This window comes from Amycolatopsis nalaikhensis (assembly GCF_030264295.1).
Lineage (GTDB): Bacteria > Actinomycetota > Actinomycetes > Mycobacteriales > Pseudonocardiaceae > Amycolatopsis > Amycolatopsis nalaikhensis.
In genome coordinates, this window is the sequence record NZ_CP127173.1 from 6,615,591 (window position 1) to 6,632,773 (window position 17,183).

General features: G+C 71.4%; 12 protein-coding genes and 2 pseudogenes. 4 read left to right on the forward strand and 10 right to left on the reverse strand.

Going from position 1 to position 17,183, the window contains the following annotated elements; translation table 11 throughout:
- Nucleotides 1–7: 7 nt before the first annotated feature.
- The gene (locus QP939_RS32400; RefSeq protein ID WP_285450017.1) at nt 8–1,354 is read right to left on the reverse strand and encodes a cation:dicarboxylate symporter family transporter; all 1,347 of its coding nucleotides are present in this window, start codon (nt 1,352–1,354) and stop codon (nt 8–10) included.
- A 158-nt stretch (nt 1,355–1,512) separates the two neighbouring features.
- Between QP939_RS32400 and QP939_RS32405 the strand changes: the two are divergent.
- Nucleotides 1,513–3,088, forward strand: a pseudogene (locus QP939_RS32405) (sensor histidine kinase).
- Nucleotides 3,085–3,753 (forward strand): response regulator, encoded by a 669-nt coding sequence (locus QP939_RS32410; RefSeq protein ID WP_285450018.1) that lies wholly within the window; start codon nt 3,085–3,087, stop codon nt 3,751–3,753. Before QP939_RS32405 ends, QP939_RS32410 begins: the two are co-directional and overlap by 4 nt.
- Nucleotides 3,754–3,757: 4 nt before the next feature.
- Here QP939_RS32410 and QP939_RS32415 read toward each other — a convergent pair whose 3' ends face one another.
- Nucleotides 3,758–4,426 carry a hypothetical protein gene (locus QP939_RS32415; RefSeq protein ID WP_285450019.1) on the reverse strand — a complete coding sequence of 223 codons (669 nt, stop codon included), beginning with the start codon at nt 4,424–4,426 and terminating at the stop codon, nt 3,758–3,760.
- A gap of 63 nt (nt 4,427–4,489) precedes the next feature.
- Here QP939_RS32415 and QP939_RS32420 point away from each other — a divergent pair, with 63 nt between their 5' ends.
- Both QP939_RS32420 and erm read left to right on the forward strand, forming a co-directional pair.
- Nucleotides 4,490–6,235: a M64 family metallopeptidase gene (locus QP939_RS32420; RefSeq protein ID WP_285450020.1), complete on the forward strand. Its 1,746-nt coding sequence runs from the start codon at nt 4,490–4,492 to the stop codon at nt 6,233–6,235.
- A gap of 233 nt (nt 6,236–6,468) precedes the next feature.
- A pseudogene (gene erm, locus QP939_RS32425) lies at nt 6,469–7,182 on the forward strand (23S ribosomal RNA methyltransferase Erm); the annotation flags it as partial.
- A gap of 7 nt (nt 7,183–7,189) precedes the next feature.
- On the opposite strand, the gene QP939_RS32430 reads toward erm, so the two are convergent.
- The 8 genes from QP939_RS32430 to QP939_RS32465 all read right to left on the reverse strand — a co-directional run bounded on the left by QP939_RS32430 (nt 7,190) and on the right by QP939_RS32465 (nt 17,163).
- On the reverse strand, nt 7,190–8,560 hold the full coding sequence (locus QP939_RS32430) for a beta-N-acetylhexosaminidase (RefSeq protein WP_285450022.1): 1,371 nt from the start codon (nt 8,558–8,560) through the stop codon (nt 7,190–7,192).
- A 1-nt stretch (nt 8,561) separates the two neighbouring features.
- The gene (locus QP939_RS32435) at nt 8,562–9,410 is read right to left on the reverse strand and encodes a carbohydrate ABC transporter permease (RefSeq protein WP_285450023.1); all 849 of its coding nucleotides are present in this window, start codon (nt 9,408–9,410) and stop codon (nt 8,562–8,564) included.
- Complete coding sequence (locus tag QP939_RS32440; RefSeq protein ID WP_285450024.1) at nt 9,401–10,348, reverse strand: carbohydrate ABC transporter permease; 948 nt, start codon at nt 10,346–10,348, stop codon at nt 9,401–9,403. The genes QP939_RS32435 and QP939_RS32440 overlap by 10 nt, the downstream gene beginning before the upstream one ends.
- Complete coding sequence (locus tag QP939_RS32445; protein WP_285450025.1) at nt 10,348–11,631, reverse strand: extracellular solute-binding protein; 1,284 nt, start codon at nt 11,629–11,631, stop codon at nt 10,348–10,350. The genes QP939_RS32440 and QP939_RS32445 overlap by 1 nt, the downstream gene beginning before the upstream one ends.
- 79 nt (nt 11,632–11,710) lie before the next feature.
- Nucleotides 11,711–12,838, reverse strand: a complete 1,128-nt coding sequence (locus QP939_RS32450) for a lactonase family protein (RefSeq protein WP_285450026.1) — start codon at nt 12,836–12,838, stop codon at nt 11,711–11,713.
- Between the two features lie 46 nt (nt 12,839–12,884).
- A complete protein-coding gene (locus QP939_RS32455) occupies nt 12,885–14,273 on the reverse strand; it encodes a GntP family permease (protein ID WP_285450028.1) in 1,389 nt (462 codons plus the stop codon).
- Nucleotides 14,270–15,865 carry an N-acyl-D-amino-acid deacylase family protein gene (locus tag QP939_RS32460; RefSeq protein WP_285450030.1) on the reverse strand — a complete coding sequence of 532 codons (1,596 nt, stop codon included), beginning with the start codon at nt 15,863–15,865 and terminating at the stop codon, nt 14,270–14,272. Before QP939_RS32460 ends, QP939_RS32455 begins: the two co-directional genes overlap by 4 nt.
- Nucleotides 15,865–17,163 (reverse strand): amino acid deaminase, encoded by a 1,299-nt coding sequence (locus QP939_RS32465; protein WP_285450031.1) that lies wholly within the window; start codon nt 17,161–17,163, stop codon nt 15,865–15,867. The genes QP939_RS32460 and QP939_RS32465 overlap by 1 nt, the downstream gene beginning before the upstream one ends.
- Nucleotides 17,164–17,183: the final 20 nt, after the last annotated feature.

Below are 17,183 nucleotides of genomic sequence, written 5' to 3' on the forward strand. Positions count from 1 at the left end.
CGCCGGGTTACTTCGCCGTGGCCGGTTCGGGGTCCGGCTGCCGTTCCTCGTCGACCATCGTCGCTTCGTCGAAGGGCGCCTGCCCGGCGAACACGCGCTGGGCCTGTTCGCGGTCGAACTCCTTCGTCCAGTTTCCGATGAGGACGGTCGCGACGGCGTTGCCCGCGAAGTTGGTCAGCGCGCGGGCTTCCGACATGAACCGGTCGATGCCGAGGATGAAGCCGACGCCGTTGACCAGTTCCGGCCGGTGCGACTGCAGGCCGCTGGCCAGGGTCGCGATGCCCGAGCCGCTGACCCCCGCCGCACCCTTCGACGCGATGATCATGAAGACCAGCAGGCCGATCTGCGCGCCGAGCGACAGCGGCTCGTCCTGCGCGGCGGCGATGAACAGCGTCGCCATGGTCAGGTAGATCGCCGTGCCGTCCAGGTTGAACGAGTAGCCGGTCGGCACCGTGATGCCGACGACCGACTTGTTGACGCCGAGGTGCTCCATCTTCGCGATCAGCCGCGGCAGCGCCGACTCCGACGACGACGTCGAGAGGATCAGCAGGAACTCGCGGCCGAGGTAGCGCAGCAGGTGCCAGATGTTCACGCGGGCGCCGAGCCACAGCACGATCCCGAGGATGACGAACACGAACACGAGGCAGGTCACGTAGAACCCGATCATGATGACCGCGAGGCTCTTCAGCGCCGCCCAGCCGGTCGCGCCGACCACCGCGGCGATGGCGCCGAACGCGCCGATCGGGGCGGCCCACATGATCATCGCCAGGACGCGGAAGACCAGGCGCTGGAGGTGCTCGACGCCGCGCAGGATCGGCGCGCCCTTCGCGCCCAGCTTCTGCAGCGCGAACCCGACGAGCAGGGCGACCAGCAGCGTCTGCAGGACCTGGCCTTCGGTGAACGCGGACACGAGCGTCTTCGGGATGATGTGGAGCAGGAAGTCGACCGGGCCTTCGGCGCCGGTGGCGGACTTCTGGACGCTCTTCACGTCGGCGGGGTTGAGGTGCAGCCCTTCGCCCGGGTGCAGGATGTTGCCGACCACGAGGCCGATGGCCAGCGCGAAGGTCGACATGACGATGAAGTAGACCAGCGCCATCACCCCGACCTTGCCGACCTTGGCCGCTTTCGCGACCGAGCCGACGCCGATGACGATGGTGCAGAAGATGATGGGGGAGATCATCATCTTGATCAGGTTGACGAAGCCGTCGCCGAGGGGCTTGAGGCCCTTGGCGAAGCCGGGGAAGAGGAAGCCCACCAGGATCCCGAGCAAGACCGCGACGATCACGGCCAGGTACAGGTAGTGGGTCTTGTCCCGCTTGCGCGGGGTCTCCTCGGTGGTCGGTGGGGTCGGCACCGTTGCCTCCAGCTCAGGGGTGTTCCAGGTTGCGGCACACTGTAGGCGCACTCCGGTGATCCGGCTCACTTGTGTTCATTGAGTTCGCGCGGGCGCCGCACCGTCCCCTTCGGACACCGGCCGCGCGGGTGTGCTGGTATGAGGAGGTGCCCCCGACGATGCGGTCCCGCTGGAGCCTCGCCCGTCAGCTGCTCGTGCTGCAGCTGGCGGTGCTCTGCGTGCTCGCCGGAGCCGGGATCACCTTCGCCTACCTCGACGCGCGGCGGGCGGTGGACGAGAACGCGCGCGACCAGGTCCGCGCGATCGCCTCGGCGGTGGCCGACGCGCCGACCGTCGCGGCCGCCGCGGCGACGCCGAACCCGAGCGCGACGCTGCAGCCGTTCGCCATCCGCGTGCAGGCCGACACCGGCGTCGACTTCATCACGATCATGAGCCCGGCCGGGATCCGGTACACGCACCCGAACCCGGCGCTGATCGGCCAGCACTACATCGGGACCATCGAGCAGGCGCAGCACGGGCGGGAGCTGCACGGAGACCTACACCGGCTCGCTCGGCCCGTCGGTGCGCACGGTCGTCCCGGTGTTCGGGCCGGGGCAGCGGGTGGTCGCGCTGGTCGCCGTCGGGATCACCGTCGCGGCGATCTCGGCCGAGCTGCGGGAGCGGTTGTGGCCGCTGTTCGGGGTCGCCGGCGCGGTGCTGCTGGTCGGCGCGCTCGGCGGCTGGCTGATCAGCGCGCGGCTGCGGCGCCAGACCCGCGGGATCGCGCCGGACGAGCTGAGCAACCTGTTCGAGTACCACGAGGCCGTGCTGCACTCGGTGCGCGAAGGGGTGCTGCTGGTCGGCCGGGACGGGCGGATCGGGCTGTGCAACGACGGCGCGCGCACGCTGCTCGGCCTCGGCGAAGACCCGGTGGGGCGCGACCTGACGTCGCTGGGGCTGCCGGAGGAACTGGCGAAGGCGTTCACCTCGGCCGAAAACCGGGCCGAGGAGCTGCACCTGACCGACGCGCGGGTGCTGCTGGTGAGCACGACCGCCGTCCGCTCGGGCGGGCGGGCGCAGGGCACCGTCGTGGTCCTGCGTGACCACACGGAGCTGCAGACGCTGACCGGCGAGCTGACCACCGCCCGCGGCCTCGCGGAGGCGTTGCGGTCGCAGGCGCACGAGGCCGCGAACCGGCTGCACACGGTCGTTTCCCTGGTGGAGATCGGCAAACCCGAGCAGGCGGTCGAGTTCGCGACGGCCGAGCTCGCGCTGGCCCAGGAGCTGACCGACCGCGTCGTCGGCGCCGTCGCCGAGCCGGTGCTGGCCGCGTTGCTGCTGGGCAAGGCCGCCGAAGCGAGCGAGCGCGGAGTCGAGCTGACGATCACGCCCGACACGGTGATCGACGACGTCGACCTCGGGGTGGCGTCGCGGGATCTGGTGACGATCCTCGGCAACCTGATCGACAACGGCCTCGACGCGGCGGTGAGCGGCACCGGCCACCCGAAGGTCGTCGTCACGGCCCGCGCCGACGAAGACGGACTGCTGTTGCGCGTGGCCGACACCGGGCCGGGCGTCCCGGAGGACGCGGACGTCTTCCGCCGCGGGTGGTCGACGAAGGCGGAGGACGGCCACGGGCTGGGGCTGGCGCTGGTGGGCCAGGCGGTGCGCCGCTATGGCGGCACGGTCGACGTCGGCCACGACGACGGCGCGGTGTTCACGGTCCGGCTCCCGCGACGGGAGGCGGGCCGGTGATCCGGGTGCTGGTGGTGGAGGACGAGCCGGTGGCCGCCGAGGCCCACCGCGTGTACGTCGAGCGCCTGCCGGGGTTTTCGGTGGCGGGGGTGGTCCACTCGGGCGGCGAGGCACTGCGGTTCTGCGAGCGCGACCCGGTCGACCTGGTGCTGCTGGACTTCTACCTGCCGGACACGCACGGCCTGGCGGTGTGCCGGTCGTTGCGCGCGGCGGGGCTGCCGATCGACGTGATCGCGGTGACGTCGGCCCGTGACCTCGCGCTGGTGAAGGCCGCGGTGTCGGTCGGGGTGGTGCAGTACCTGCTCAAGCCGTTCACGTTCGCGACGTTGCGGGAAAAGCTGGAGCGCTACGCGGAGTTCCGCGACGCGTCCGGTGAGGTGACGGGCCAGGCGGAGATCGACCGGGCTCTGGGGGCGTTGCGCACGACGGAGCAGCCGCCGTTGCCGAAGGGGATGAGCGTCCAGACGCTGGAGGCGATCCGGGACGCGCTGTCGGGAGCGGCGGAGGGGTTGTCGGCGGGCGCGGCGGCGAGCGCGATCGGCGCGTCCCGGGTGACGGCCCGGCGGTACCTGGAGTACTTGGCGGACAACGGCATGGCCCAGCGCGAGCCGCACTACGGCCAGGTCGGGCGGCCCGAGGTCTGGTACCGGCTCACTCGCGTATAACGACTTACAACCGGTCGCTCAGGAGTCCGGCGAGCTTGGTGTAGACCTCGGGCGCGAAGGGGCGCATGTCGAGTTCGGCCAGCCGCGTCTGGCCGTGCGACTTCTTCACGACCAGCAGCATCACGTCACCGTATCCGCGGCCGTTGCCGGCCTCGTTGTCGTTCAGCTTGCAGGTGCGCGTGGTGCCGTCCACGCCCGCGATCGGCGTCGCCGGCTCCACGCACGGCTTGGTCCACTCCCTGACCAGCGCCGGAACCTGCCCGGTGCCCGGGACGACCGTGATGTACAGGTCGAACAGCTGGCGGCCGCCGGTCCGGCTGGCGTAGTTGCAGTGGTAGGTCGTGGCGCCCTGCTGCGAACTCGGCGCCTCTTCGACCGCGTAGGTGTCCAGGACGACGCCCATCGCGGCACTCGACTCGGTCACGCCGAGGAACGGGCAGGCCGAGGTCACCTTCGCCGGCGAGTGCGGCGGCGGTGGCTGCGGTGTCGTCGGCGGCCGCGAGCCCGGGCCCGGCCCCAGCGCGGGCGCCTCGGACGACGGCCGGTCCGTCGCCGGACGCGTCGACGTGGCCGTGGCCGTGGTCGTCGGCGGCGCGACCGGCGCCGGTGCCGAACACGCGGTCAGCAGGGCCAGCGCACCGGCCGTGAGCAGGATTCCCCCTCGTTTCCCCATTTCGCGAGGATAGCCCGACTTCCGGCGGTTCCGGCGGCATTTCGGGTGCGGTAGACCGGGACCATGACGAAGTGGGCCGGATTGGCCGCCGCCGTTGTCCTGGGCCTCGGGCTCGCCGTCCCCGCGCAAGCCGCCGAACCGGCCACCACCATCACCGACGTCCAGGTCACCGGTCCCGTCGCGCAGCGGTTCAACCTCGTCGTCCTCGGGGACGGCTACACCGCCGCCGAGCAGCCCAAGTTCCTCGACGACGTCCGGCGGCACGTCGACACCCTCTGGTCGCTCGAACCCTTCAAGTCCTACCGCTCCTACTTCAACGTCTACGCCGTCGGGATCGCCTCGCCCGAGTCCGGTGTGGACTGTGACCCCGCGCTCGACGCCCCACGCCGGGACACCCCGCTGGACATGGGTTTCTGGGGCGGGTGCAACGCCCAGAGCGTCCAGCGCCTCCTGACCGTCGACGACGAAGCCGCCCAGCGGTACGCCGATCTCGTGCCCGGCACCACCCGGGCGAACCGGCAGATCCTGGCCCTCGGCAACAGCGGTACCTACGGCGGCGCGGGCGGCACCTACGCGACGGCGTCCGGTGGCAACGCCCTTTCCGCGCTCATCTCACCGCACGAACTGGGCCATTCGCTCGGCGGCCTCGACGACGAGTACGACTACTACGCCCGCGCCGTTCCCGGTGGCGCCTACGAAGGCGGCGAGTCCGGCTCGATCCACCACACCCTGCTGACCGAACAACAAATGCGCGACCAGCACGCGAAGTGGTGGCGCTGGCTGGGCGAACCCAGCGAGTCCGGCGGACGGATCGGCCGCTTCGAAGGCGGGCTCTACACCCAGACCGGCGTCTGGCGGCCCAGCGCGCACTCGATGATGAAGACCCTCGGCTACGCCTTCGACCAGGTCGGCCGCGAACGCATGACGCGGCGGATCTCGGCGAAGGTGCCGCTGATCAGCGGCGGCACCCCGGAAGGGACGATCGGCGCCGACGGTGTCGTCGGTGTCCGCACGATGCACCCCGTCAGCCACCGCCTGGACGTCACCTGGACCCTCGACGGCGTTCGCCTGCGCGGCCGGGAAGCCGTCGACCTGCGGAAGGTGCCCGTCAAGCCGGGCAGGCACACGCTCGTCGCCAAGGTCACCGACCCGACGCCGTTCGTCCGCGACCCCGCCGTCCGGCCGACCGCCACCCGCACCTGGACCGTCGACACGAGCGTCGGCACGCCACCCGCGAACGGCCCGGCGGTCGTCGCCTCGACGCCGACCACGCGGCCCGTCGGCGGCCACGACGTCGTCTACGTCGAAACCGGTGACCCGGCCGCGGAAGTCCGCTGGACCCTCGACGGGAAACGGGCCGGGACCGGCCCCGACTTCGCGCTCGACGAGTCACGCGGGACGCACACCCTCACCGCGAAGGCCGGCGGCACGACCCTGACCTGGACGGTCGACGCGACCGGCCCGGCGACCACCGCCGAGTTGCCGCCCGCCGCGAACAACGTCTTCCACGGCTCCTTCACGATGCGCCTCACCCCGTCCGACGGCCTGGCCGAGTTCCGCGTCGACGGCGACGGCTGGCACAGGTACTACGGCTGGCCGACCGACCCGGCCGCGCCGTACCTGTTCACGGCACGCGGCACCGAGATCGACGGCTTGGCCTACGGCAACCTCGGCACGGGCGGGCTCACCGTCTCGCCGTTCGCCGACCGGAAGCCGGGTTACGGGCGTCACCGCATCGAGTACCGGTCAATCGACGAAGCGGGCAACGTCGGCCCGACGCGCTCGGTCACGGTGACGCTGTTGCCGTAAAATGGGTCGCGCGCCCGACGTCGTGGCTTGTAGGGTCCGCGGCCATGGGAACTTTGTGGATGCCCGCCTGCGGGCGTCAGTCTTTGCCGCGTGACCGCCGCGCCTGACGGCGCGCTCCGCTGCAGACCCGATCGCGCCGTACTCCCGGATGCCCCGGCACCCGGAGACGGTCGAAGTGACCCTTCCGGGTGCTCCATTCCGCACGTCTGGAGTACCTTCCCGTGTCCCGTCCAGTGCACGGCGGCCGTCACGAACTCGGCCAGAACTTCCTGCACCACACCCCGACCATCGACCGGATCGTCCGGCTCGTGCGCGAGACGGACGGCCCCGTCCTCGAGATCGGCGCCGGTGACGGTGCGCTCACCAAGCACCTCGCGGCGCTCGGGCGCGACGTCCTGGCCGTCGACCTCGACGAGCACCGCGTGCACCGGCTCCGGCGTCGCCTGCCGTCGGTGGCCGTGGTCCGCGCCGACGCCCTCCGGGTCCCGCTGGACCGGCCGGTCGTGGTGGGCAACCTGCCGTTCCACCTGACCACGCCGATCCTGCGCCGGCTCCTCGCCGACGGCGGCTGGACCGACGCCGTCCTGCTGACCCAGTGGGAGGTCGCCCGCAAGCGCGCGGGTGTCGGCGGGCGCACGATGCTGACCGCGCAGACCGCGCCCTGGTTCGACTTCACCCTGCACGGGCGCGTCCCGGCCGCCGGGTTCCGGCCGAAGCCGAGCGTGGACGGCGGGCTGCTCACGGTGTCCCGGCGGCGGTTCCCGCTCGTCGACCCCGCCGAGCGGGCCGCTTACGAACGGTTCGTGCGCGCGGTGTTCACCGGCCGCGGCCGGGGCATCGCGCAGATCCTGCCGAAACCCCGGCACCGGGCCATGCGGGCCGCCGGGATCCCGCCGACGGCCTTGCCACGCGACCTCACCCCGCGGCAGTGGGCAGCGTTGTGGAACGGCTGACTCAGCGCGGCCTGCCCGGCACGCCCGGGCGCGTCTGCCAGGGGTACGGCCCGTCCAGCGGCCGGTATTCGACGCCGAGCGCGTCGAGGCGTGGCAGGTGGTGGTCCCGCAGGCGCGGCAGGAACTCGGCGTAGTCCCGGTTCCCGCTGCTCCACGCCACTTCGGCGAACGCCGAGAGCCGCGGGAACGTCATGTAGTCCACGCGCCGGACGCTGTCCAGGTGCTCGGTCCACACCTGCGCCTGCACGCCGCGCAGCCGCGGGCCGGTCAACGCCGGTTCGTACGCGTAGACGTCCTCGAGCGTGTGCAGCATGCCGACCGGGATCGGCTCGTCCGGGTGCTCGGCCTGCCGGTGGTCGAGGTAGACGTGCTGCTCCGGGCACATCACGACGTCGTGCCCGGCCTCGGCCGCCCGCAGGCCCGCCGCCTCGTTCCGCCACGACCCGATCACCATCGGCGGCAGGCCGGGGATGTCGAGGACCTCGTCCCAGCCCATCGGCGTGCGGCCGCGGGCCACGAGGTGCTCGGCCAGCCGCCGGACGAACTCGCGGTGGTCGTCGGTCGCGCCCGGGGTCTCGTCGCCGCCGAGCGCGATCACCGGCGACGGGAAGATGTCCAGCAGGTGGTCGAACACCCGCCGGAAGAAGTCCAGTGTGGACTCGTTCGGCGACAGCAGGGAAGTGCTGATGCCCCAGGCGGTCCACACTTCGTACGACGATTCCGCGCCGAGCGAGGGGTAGGCCGCCAGCGCCGCGCGGGCGTGGCCGGGGATGTCGATCTCCGGCACGACGGTGACCGCGCGCTCGGCGGCGTAGGCGACGATCTCGCGCAGGTCGTCGCCGGTGTAGAACCCGCCGTGCGGGCGCCCGTCCTGCGCGCCCCCGCTGCCTGCCATCGACGACGGCCGCCAGCCGCCCACCGACGTCAGCCGCGGGAACTCCGGGACCTCGAACCGCCAGCCCTGGTCGTCGGTGAGGTGCAGGTTCAGCACGTTCAGCTTGTGCGCGGCCAGCAGGTCGACGAACCGCAGCACCTCGGCCTTGGTCCGGAAGTGCCGGGCGACGTCGAGCAGGCACCCGCGCCAAGCGAACCGCGGGTGGTCCTCGACGACCCCGCACGGCAGCTCGCCCGGCGCGAACCCGGCGACGCGGAAGGCGGACGGCCCGGCGAGCTGCCGCAGCGTCTCCCGGCCGTAGACCTCCCCGGCCGCGTCGGCGACGTGCAGGACGACCCCGGACGGCGAAATCTCCAGCCGGTACCCCTCCGGTGGCAGGGAAGCCGCCCGGACGTCCACAGTGGACGGCCACGGGCAGGTGCCGGGGGCGGGGGTCACCGAGACCGGGCGGGGGAGCAGCGCGGCGAACGAAGTCATGTCAGCCCTTCACGGCGCCGGCCATGCCGGACACCAGCCGTCGTTGGACGAGGACGAAGAACACGAGCACCGGGATCGTCATGAGCGTCGAGGACGCCATCACCGCGCCCCAGTCGGTGTCCTCCGGCTTGAAGAACACCAGGATCGCCTGGGGCAGCGTCTGGTTCTCGGTCTTGGAGATGATGAACGTCTTGGCGAAGAGGAAGTCGTTCCAGGCGTGGATGAACGCGAGCACGCTGACCGCGACGAGCCCGGGCGCCACCAGCGGGAAGAGGATCTGCCAGGTGAACCGCATCCGCGACGCGCCGTCGAGCTTGGCCGCTTCCTCCAGTTCCACGGGCACCGCGGCGACGAACCCGCGCAGCATCCAGATCGCGAACGGCAGGCTGAACGCCAGGTGCACCAGCACGAGCGAACCCAGCTCGTTCAGCCCGAACGCCGGCACCGCGCCGCCGATCTGGCGCATCAGGAAGAACAGCGGGATGGTCAGCGCCTCGACCGGGACCATCTGGGCGACCAGGATCATCACCAGCAGCACGGTCCGGCCCTTGAACGAGAACCGCGTCAGCGCGACCGCCGAAAGGAACGACAGCAGCAGCGAAAACGCGACGACGACCAAGGCCACCACGAGACTGTTCACGAAGTACCGCCCGAAGCCGGACACGGTGAGCACGCGCTCGAAGCTGTCGAACGACGGCTTGAACGTCCACGGCTTCGGGTTCGCCGCCTGGATCTCGCCCGGCGGCTTGAACGCCGAGAGCAGCATCCAGTACAGCGGGAAAGCGACGATCCCGGCGATCACGACGGTGACGACTTCGGCGACCAGCCGCCCCGGCCGTTTCACAGCCATGCCGCGCTCCGGCGCTGCGATCGGACGTACAGCCCGGTGACCGAAAGCAGCAACAGCGTCATGACGACTCCGATCGCCGAGCCGAGGCCGTACCCCTGCCCGGCGAAGGCCTGTTGGTACGCGTAGACGTTGAGGACCAGGTTGCGCCCGGCCACGCCACCGCCGTTGGTCATCACGTAGATCTGGGTGAACACCTTGAAGTCCCAGATGATCGACTGGACGGTGGCGATCATCAGCAGCGGCCGCACCATCGGCAGCACGATCGCCCACGTCGTGCGCCACGCCGAGGCGCCGTCGAGCGACGCGGCTTCGAGCACCTCGTCCGGGACGCCCTTGATCCCGGCGTACATCGTGACCAGGACGAACGGGAACGAGCACCAGATGACCTCGGCGGCGACGAGTCCGAACGCGCCGAGCGTGCCGAAGGTCCACGAGTGGTGCTCGAACGGCAGGCCGATCCCCGAAAGCACCTCGTTGACCAGGCCGAAGTCGGTGTCGAAGAGGAACAGCCAGACGTAGGAGCCCGCGATCGCCGGCGTCGACCACGCGCCGAGCGCGGCCAGGAACAGCAGCGTCCGGGGGAGCGAGCGGACCCGGGCGGCCAGCACCGCGAGCCCGGTGCCGACGATCAGCGAACCGACGACGCAGGCCGCGGCGAACCCGACCGTCTTGCCGAGCACGGTCCAGAACTGGGTCTGGGACAGCAGGTCGGCGTAGTTCGCGAAGCCGAGGAACACCAGCGGCGCGTTGCCCGCGGCCTGCGGCTGGCCGTAGTCGTAGAACGAGATCAGAACCAGCTGGTAGATCGGGTAGGCCAGCAGCGCGGCGAGCAGGATGCCCGCCGGGGCGAGGTAGAGCGCGGCGGCCCGGCCGTCCCCGCGCCGTCGCCGCACCCGGGCGGGCACGGTGACGGGCGGGGCGTCTTGGACGGTCACCACTAGCCGAAGGCCTTGTCCATGGCGGCGGCCGCGTCGGTCAGCGCCGCGGACGGGTCCTTCCCGCCGGTCGCGATCTGCTGGACGGCGGTCGGCAGCACGTTCTGGCTGTCGATCTTCGACCACGCCGGCGTCGCCGGGACGAACTTGGTGCCCGCCTTGAGCGTGTCGACGAACGGCTTGAGGAACGGGTCGTTCGCGGCGAGCTTCTGCTGCACGCTGCTCAGCGTCGGCAGGTTCCCCATCGCGGTGTACATCTTCTCCTGGTACTTCGCGCCGCCGAGCAGCTCGACGAACTCCAGCGCCAGGCTGCGGTGCTTGCTCGCGGTGAAGACGCCGAGCAGGTTGCCGCCCGCGAACGCGGGGGCGATGCTGCCCGCGGCCGTGCCCGGGATCGGGACCACGGCGTACTTGCCTTTCACCGCGCCCTGTTCGACGGCCTTGCGGTTGAAGTCGCCGCCGATGGTCATCCCGGCCTTGCCGCCCGCGAACGCCGTGACGCTCTGCGTGCCGGTCAGGTTCGCGCACTGCGCCGGCGGGCAGATGTCGTCCTTGAGCAGGCTCGCGTACTGCGTCACCCCGGCCTTGGCCTGCTCGCCGGTGACCGTCGACTTCCACTTGCCGTCGGTCTCCTGCGCCAGCTCGCCGCCGTTGGCCCAGAGGAACGGCAGCATCGCGTAGGTGTACTTGCCGCCGACGGCGATGCCGTAGAGGTCCGGTTTGGCGGCGCGGATCTTGCGGGCGTCGTCGGTCAGCTCGGCCAGCGTCGTCGGCGGCTTCAGGCCGAGTTCGGTGAAGACGTCGGTGCGGTAGTACAACGCGCGGATGCCGGTGTACCAAGGCAAGCCGTAGGTCTTGCCGCCGGACTTCGCGGTGTCGAGCACGGTCGGGATGAGGTCCTTGCCCTCGCCCCACGACGCGAGGTCGCCGGTCAGGTCGGCCAGCGCGCCGGTGGCGGCGTAGCTGGAGACGTCGGTGTTGCCGAACTCCGCGACATCCGGCGCGTTGGCCGGGTCGTTGAAGGCGCCGGAGAACTTGTCGGCGCGGCCCTCGACCGGCACCCACTGGACGTCGACCTCGACACCCTGGTGCGCCGCTTTGAACTCGGTGATGGCCTCCTTGACCGCGGCCTCCTTCGGCGCGCGGTTGGCCTCGTCGAACAGCCAGACGCGGACGGTGCCGGTCTTGTCGTCCCCGCCGCCGCCCGCGGGCCCGGACTGGGCGGGCGCGCAGGCGGCCAGCAAGGCCACCCCGGCGAAAAAGGGCAGGGTGCGGCGCAGTCTCATGAGAATCCTCCAGTAGGTGCACCCTCGTGAGTGCGTAACAGTGTTAGAACACTGTTACGCACTCACGACGGGGCGGGGCTCAAGCGAAGTGGACGGAGTTGACGCTGCCCACCGGCAGGCTGCCCGCGACCGCGCCGGGCAGGCCGGTGGCCGGGTCGCGCGGCAGCCAGGTGACCGTGCCGGACCGCTGGTTCGAGACGTAGAACCAGCTCTCGGACGGGTCGAGGGCCACGTGCCGCGGCCAGTTGCCGCCGGTGGCCACAGTGGACACCAGTTTCAGCGACGGACCGGCGACGGCGAACGTCGCCAGGGTGTTCGGCCCGCGGACGGTGGCGTAGGCGAACTTCCCGTCCTTCGACAGGGTGATCTCGCCCGGGTACAGCTCGCCGGTGCTGCCGTCCGGCACGGCCGGGACGACCGAAAGCGCCTTCAGCGTGCCGGTGGCCGCGTCCCAGCTCGCCACCGTCACCTCCGGCCGCAGCTCCTGCAGGATGTAGGCGAACTTCCCGTCGCGGGCGAACGCGAGGTGCCGCGGCCCGGCGCCCGCGGGCAGTTTCAGCTGCTGGTGCTGGGAAAGCTTGCCGGTGGCGACGTCGAGGGAGTAGACGTACACCGAGTCCGCGCCCAGGTCCACCGCCAGCACCCAGCGCCCGGTCGGGTCGTTGACGACCTGGTGCGCGTGCGCGTCGCCCGAATCGGCGTGGTGGGTCACCACGTCCGTCGCCGCGCCGAGCTTGCCCCCGGCGAGGATCGGCAGCACGACGACGCTGCCCGAGCCGTAGTTCGCGGCCAGCACGTACTTCTGGCTCGAGTGCACGCTCAGGTGCGTCGGGGCGCCGCCCTTCGACGAAACCCGGTTGAGCAGCTTCGGATTGGCCGCGTCGGCGATGTTCAACGCCGAGACGTACCCGTCCGGGTCGCCTTCGTTGGTGACGTACAGCGTCTTGCCGTCGGCACCGCGGTCGAACCACGACGTGTCGGTGATGCCGGGGACCGTGCGGACGGGGTTCAGCGCGGGCCCGGTCCGGCTCGTGACGTCGAGGCCGTGGCCGTCGGCCCCGCTGGTGTAGCTGCCGATGTACACGGTGGCTCCGGCGATGCAGCCCTTCGAAGTGGTGACCGCGCCGGCCAGCGGGGCGCCGAGCACGGTCGCGGCACCCGCACCCGCGGCGGCGCCGAGGAAGGTGCGACGGGAAAGTCCGGTCATCTGCTTGTCTCCCAACGGTTTGGGCGGCGGCTGGCTCCAGTATGGTCTAGACCACGGCCATGAGCAATGCCGAAACCCCGAAACCGGAAAGGGAAAGCACGGTTTCCAGTGCCGTCCAGGACTTGATCGTCTCCGGCACGGTGAGGTTGAAGTAGCGCGAAACGATCCAGAACCCGCCGTCGTTGACGTGCGAAGCGATGATCGAACCCGCCGAAATCGCCATCACCAGCAACGCCAGCTGGATCTGCGAGTAGCCGAGCTGGGCCACGGTCGGCGCGACGATCCCGCTCGTGGTCACGATGGCGACGGTCGCCGAGCCCTGCGCGATCCGCATGCCGCAGCTGATGACGTACGCGGCGAGCAGTACCGGGAGCCCGGCGTCGTGCAGCGAGTCGGCGACGGCCTTGCCGATGCCGGTGGCCGAGAGCACCGCCCCGAAGAACGCGCCCGCGCCGACGACCAGCAGGATCATCGCCACCGGCCGCAGCGACTTCGCGGCCAGCTCGTTGAGGTCCTTGCCGGTGAACCCGCGCCGCAGCCCGAGCAGCCAGGACGCCAGCAGCACGGCGACGGTCAGCGCCACCGCGGGTGTGCCGATGAACGCGGCCACCCCGGCGAGCGCGGAGCCCTTCGGCAGCCAGATGCTGCCGAACGTCCCGGCCAGGATCAGCACCAGCGGCACCGCGATGATCGCGGCGACCAGGCCCAGCGACGGCGGGTTCTCCTCGCGCTCGCCTTCTTCCTCGGCGAACACCATGTCCTCGGGCACGGCGACGGTGATCCGCTTGCCGATCCACGTCGAGTACAGCACGCCGCCGATGAGGAACGCGGGGATGCCGCAGGCCAGGCCCATCAGGATGATCCAGCCGAGCTCGACGTGCAGCAGGCCGGCGGCGGCCACCGGGCCGGGGTGCGGCGGCAGGAACGCGTGCGTGATCGACAGGCCCGCGAGCAGCGGCATCGCGTACAGCACGAGCGAGCGGCCACCCTGGCGCGCGGCGACGTAGACCAGCGGCGCCAGCACGAAGATGCCGATGTCGAAGAACACCGGGATGCCGAACACGAACCCGGCGACCCCCATCGCCAGCGGCGCCCGCTTCTCCCCGAACGACCGCAGCAACGCGCTGGTGAGCACCTTCGCGCCACCCGAGCGTTCCAGGATCGACCCGAGGATCGTGCCGAGCCCGATGATCGCGGTGATGTGCCCGAGGATGCTGCCGAACCCCTTCTCCAGCAAGGAGTCCGACGCCTTCTGCGCCGAGCCGACGATCGTGCCGACGGGCAGGCCCGCGGCCAGCGCGGTGAGCAGGCCGACGACGATCAGCGCGATGAAGGGTTCCAGCTTGAGCTTGATGATCAGCACCAGCAGGACGGCGATCGAGACGGCGGCGAGCGTCAGCAGCCCGCCCGTGGTGTGTTGCAGCCAGTGGATCATCGGGCTCTCCGGGGGTTGCGCAGGGAGTGGCCGGCGAGGGCGCCGGTGGGGGACCCGTCGTCGAGGGCGGCGACGCCGTTCACGAAGACGTGCGTGATGCCCGCGGCCGGCTGCCGCGGGTCGTCGAAGGTGGCGGTGTCGGCGACCGCGTCCGGGTCGAACAGCACCAGGTCCGCGGCGTACCCGGCGCGGACCAGCCCGCGGTCGGTCAGCCGCAGCCTGCGGGCGGCCCGCCCGGTCAGGTGGGCGACGCACTCGGCCAGGTCCAGCACGCCCAGCTCGCGGACGTACCGGGCGAGGTAGCGGGGGAACGTGCCCCACGCGCGCGGGTGCGGCCGCGCGCCGACGAGCAGCCCGTCGCTGCCGCCGGTGTGCGTGCGGTGCCGCATGATGGCCTGGACGTTCTCCTCGTGCCCGACGTGCATCAGGCACGACGTGCCGAGCTTCTCGTCGAGCAGCGTGTCGAAGTACAGCGCGGCGGGTTGGGTGCCTTGTGCACGGGCCGAGGCGGCGACGCTGTGCCCGACGAGGTGGGCGTTGCGCTCGTGGCGGACCCCGTTGATTTCGATGGCGTCCCAGTCGATCGGGACGCCGTGCGCACCGTCCGAACCGGACTCCTCGATCTCCGTGCGGATCCGCTCGCGTTCGTCCACATCGGACAACCGGGCCAGGGTGGCGGCGAGCCCGCCTTCGGTGGCCCAGCTCGGCAGCAGCGCCGAGAGGTAGGTCGCGCCCGGCAGGTACGGGTAGGTGTCGAGGCTGATGTCGCAGCCGTCGTCGAGCGCGTCGTCCAGCAGCTTCAGCAGGTCCGGCGCTTTCCCTTTGTTGACGGAGAAGTTCATCGTCGCGTGGGCCAGGTGCAGCGGGCAGCCGGACCTCCGCGAGACGTCGATCATCTCCGCGAACGCCTCCAGCGCGCCCTTGCCGTAGCTGCGGTGGTGCGGGCTGTAGAACCCGCCCAGCTCGCCGACCACCCGGCACAGCTCGACCAGCTCACCGGTGTCGGCGTACATCCCGGGCGTGTAGGTGAGCCCGGACGACATGCCCATCGCGCCCTCGGCCAGGCCGGAGGCGACCAGTTCTTTCATCCGGTTCAGCTCGGCCTCGGTGGCGGGCCGGTCGTCCCAGCCGACGGCGAGCATCCGGACCGTGCCCTGCGGCACCAGGTAGGCGGCGTTGACGGCGATGCCCCGGTCGAGGCGGTCGAGGTACTCGCCGACCGAGCGCCAGTTCCAGTCGAACCCGGCGGGGTCGTCGTTCCACCCGGCCAGCTGCTGCCGCAGCGCTTCCAGGACGGCGTCGTCGACGGGGGCGTACGACAGCCCGTCCTGGCCGAGCACCTCCGTCGTGACGCCTTGGGTGATCTTCGCCGGGTGCTCCGGGTTCGCCAGCAGCTGCAGGTCGGAGTGCGAGTGCATGTCGATGAACCCGGGCGCGAGCACGAGCCCGTCGGCGTCGATGTGCCGCCGCCCGGCGAGCGAACCCGCCTCGGCGACGCTGGCGATCTTGGTCCCGGTGAGGCCGACGTCGTGGCGGGTGAGCGCGTCGCCGGTGCCGTCGGCGACCAGGGCGTTCTTGAGGACGACGTCCATCAGAACCACGTCCGGACGTAGTCGACGACGGTTTCGCCGTCGGCCGCGGTCACCGGCAGCAGCGGCCACTTGTCGAACACCGTGCACGGGTGGGAGAGCCCGAGCGCGATCCAGTCGCCGACCTCGACCGGCGACCCGGCGGGCAGGGTGAGGAACGCGTGCTGGTCGTTCATCTTCGCGACGACGTGGCCTTCGAGCGGTTCCGCCGGGCCGTTCGGGGTCCGGCGCAGCTGCGGTTCGGGCATGCCCTCGTCGAAGGATGCGTCGCGCTTGCCGAGGGTCAGCAGCGCCAGCTCGGCCGACGGCTTCGACGTCACCTGCGCCCAGGCCCGCAACGCCGGCCGGAAGGACTCGACGCCGTCGATGCGCGGGTGGTCGCCGAGCGGGGAGATCTCGCGGTAGAAGCCGTCGTCGTGGGTGAGGTACGCGCCGCTGCGCAGCACCGGCAGGACGTCGAGCCCGTCCGGCCACGGCTTGGTCAGCTCGTTCGCGACCTGGTCGAAGTACGCGCTCCCGCCGGCGGTGACGATGATCTGCCCGTCGAGAAGTCCCTTGTCCGCGAAGGAGATCGCGAGGTCGCGCAGACCGTCCACATAGGAGCTGATCTTGGCGAGCGCGGCTTCGTCGGTGTCGTGGGACAGCGCGCCCTCGTAGCCACCGGTGCCGCGCAGCCGCAGCACCGGACTGGCCTGCACGGCCTCGGCGACCGCCAGCGCGGTCGCGGTGTCGCGGACGCCGGTGCGCCCGCCGTCGGCGCCCAGCTCGACGAGGACGTCGACCGGCCGCTCGGCGCCCGCGAGAGCCTCGGTCATCAGCTCGACGCCGCGGACCGAGTCGACCCAGCAGAGGAACTCGAACTCCGCGTCCGCGGCCAGTTCGGCGGCCAGCCAGCGCAGGCCTGAGGGGTCGAGCAGCTGGTTGGCCAGCAGGATCCGGGACACCCCGAACGCGCGGTAGATCCGGAGGTGCCCGGCGTTCGCGCAGGTGATGCCCCACGCGCCGTGCTCGATTTGCCGCGCGAACAGCTGCGGCGCCATGGTGGTCTTGCCGTGCGGGGCGAGCACGACGCCGCGGGCGGCGCACCAGGCGGCCATCGTCCGCAGGTTGTGCTCGAGCGCTTCCTCGTCGAGCACGACGAAGGGCGCGAAGAACCCGTCCGTGAACAGGTTGAGCCGCCGGTCCGCGGCCTCGTCCAGGGTGAGCCCGGTCAAGGCGGGGGCGGCCGAGCGGAACCGCCAGTCGACGCGCTCCCGGCGGAGGGCGGCGAGGGCGGCGGTGTTCATGGTGCAGTCGTTCATCGGCGGCGACCTCTGTTGCG

Coding starts and splice junctions, on each gene's coding strand:
- QP939_RS32450 (WP_285450026.1), bottom strand. CDS start 12,838: ATGACCGGACTTTCCCGTCGCACCTTCCTCGGCGCCGCCGCGGGTGCG.
- QP939_RS32435 (WP_285450023.1), bottom strand. CDS start 9,410: ATGGCTGTGAAACGGCCGGGGCGGCTGGTCGCCGAAGTCGTCACCGTC.
- QP939_RS32420 (WP_285450020.1), top strand. CDS start 4,490: ATGACGAAGTGGGCCGGATTGGCCGCCGCCGTTGTCCTGGGCCTCGGG.
- QP939_RS32460 (WP_285450030.1), bottom strand. CDS start 15,865: ATGGACGTCGTCCTCAAGAACGCCCTGGTCGCCGACGGCACCGGCGAC.
- QP939_RS32465 (WP_285450031.1), bottom strand. CDS start 17,163: ATGAACGACTGCACCATGAACACCGCCGCCCTCGCCGCCCTCCGCCGG.
- QP939_RS32455 (WP_285450028.1), bottom strand. CDS start 14,273: ATGATCCACTGGCTGCAACACACCACGGGCGGGCTGCTGACGCTCGCC.
- QP939_RS32445 (WP_285450025.1), bottom strand. CDS start 11,631: ATGAGACTGCGCCGCACCCTGCCCTTTTTCGCCGGGGTGGCCTTGCTG.
- QP939_RS32415 (WP_285450019.1), bottom strand. CDS start 4,426: ATGGGGAAACGAGGGGGAATCCTGCTCACGGCCGGTGCGCTGGCCCTG.
- QP939_RS32430 (WP_285450022.1), bottom strand. CDS start 8,560: ATGACTTCGTTCGCCGCGCTGCTCCCCCGCCCGGTCTCGGTGACCCCC.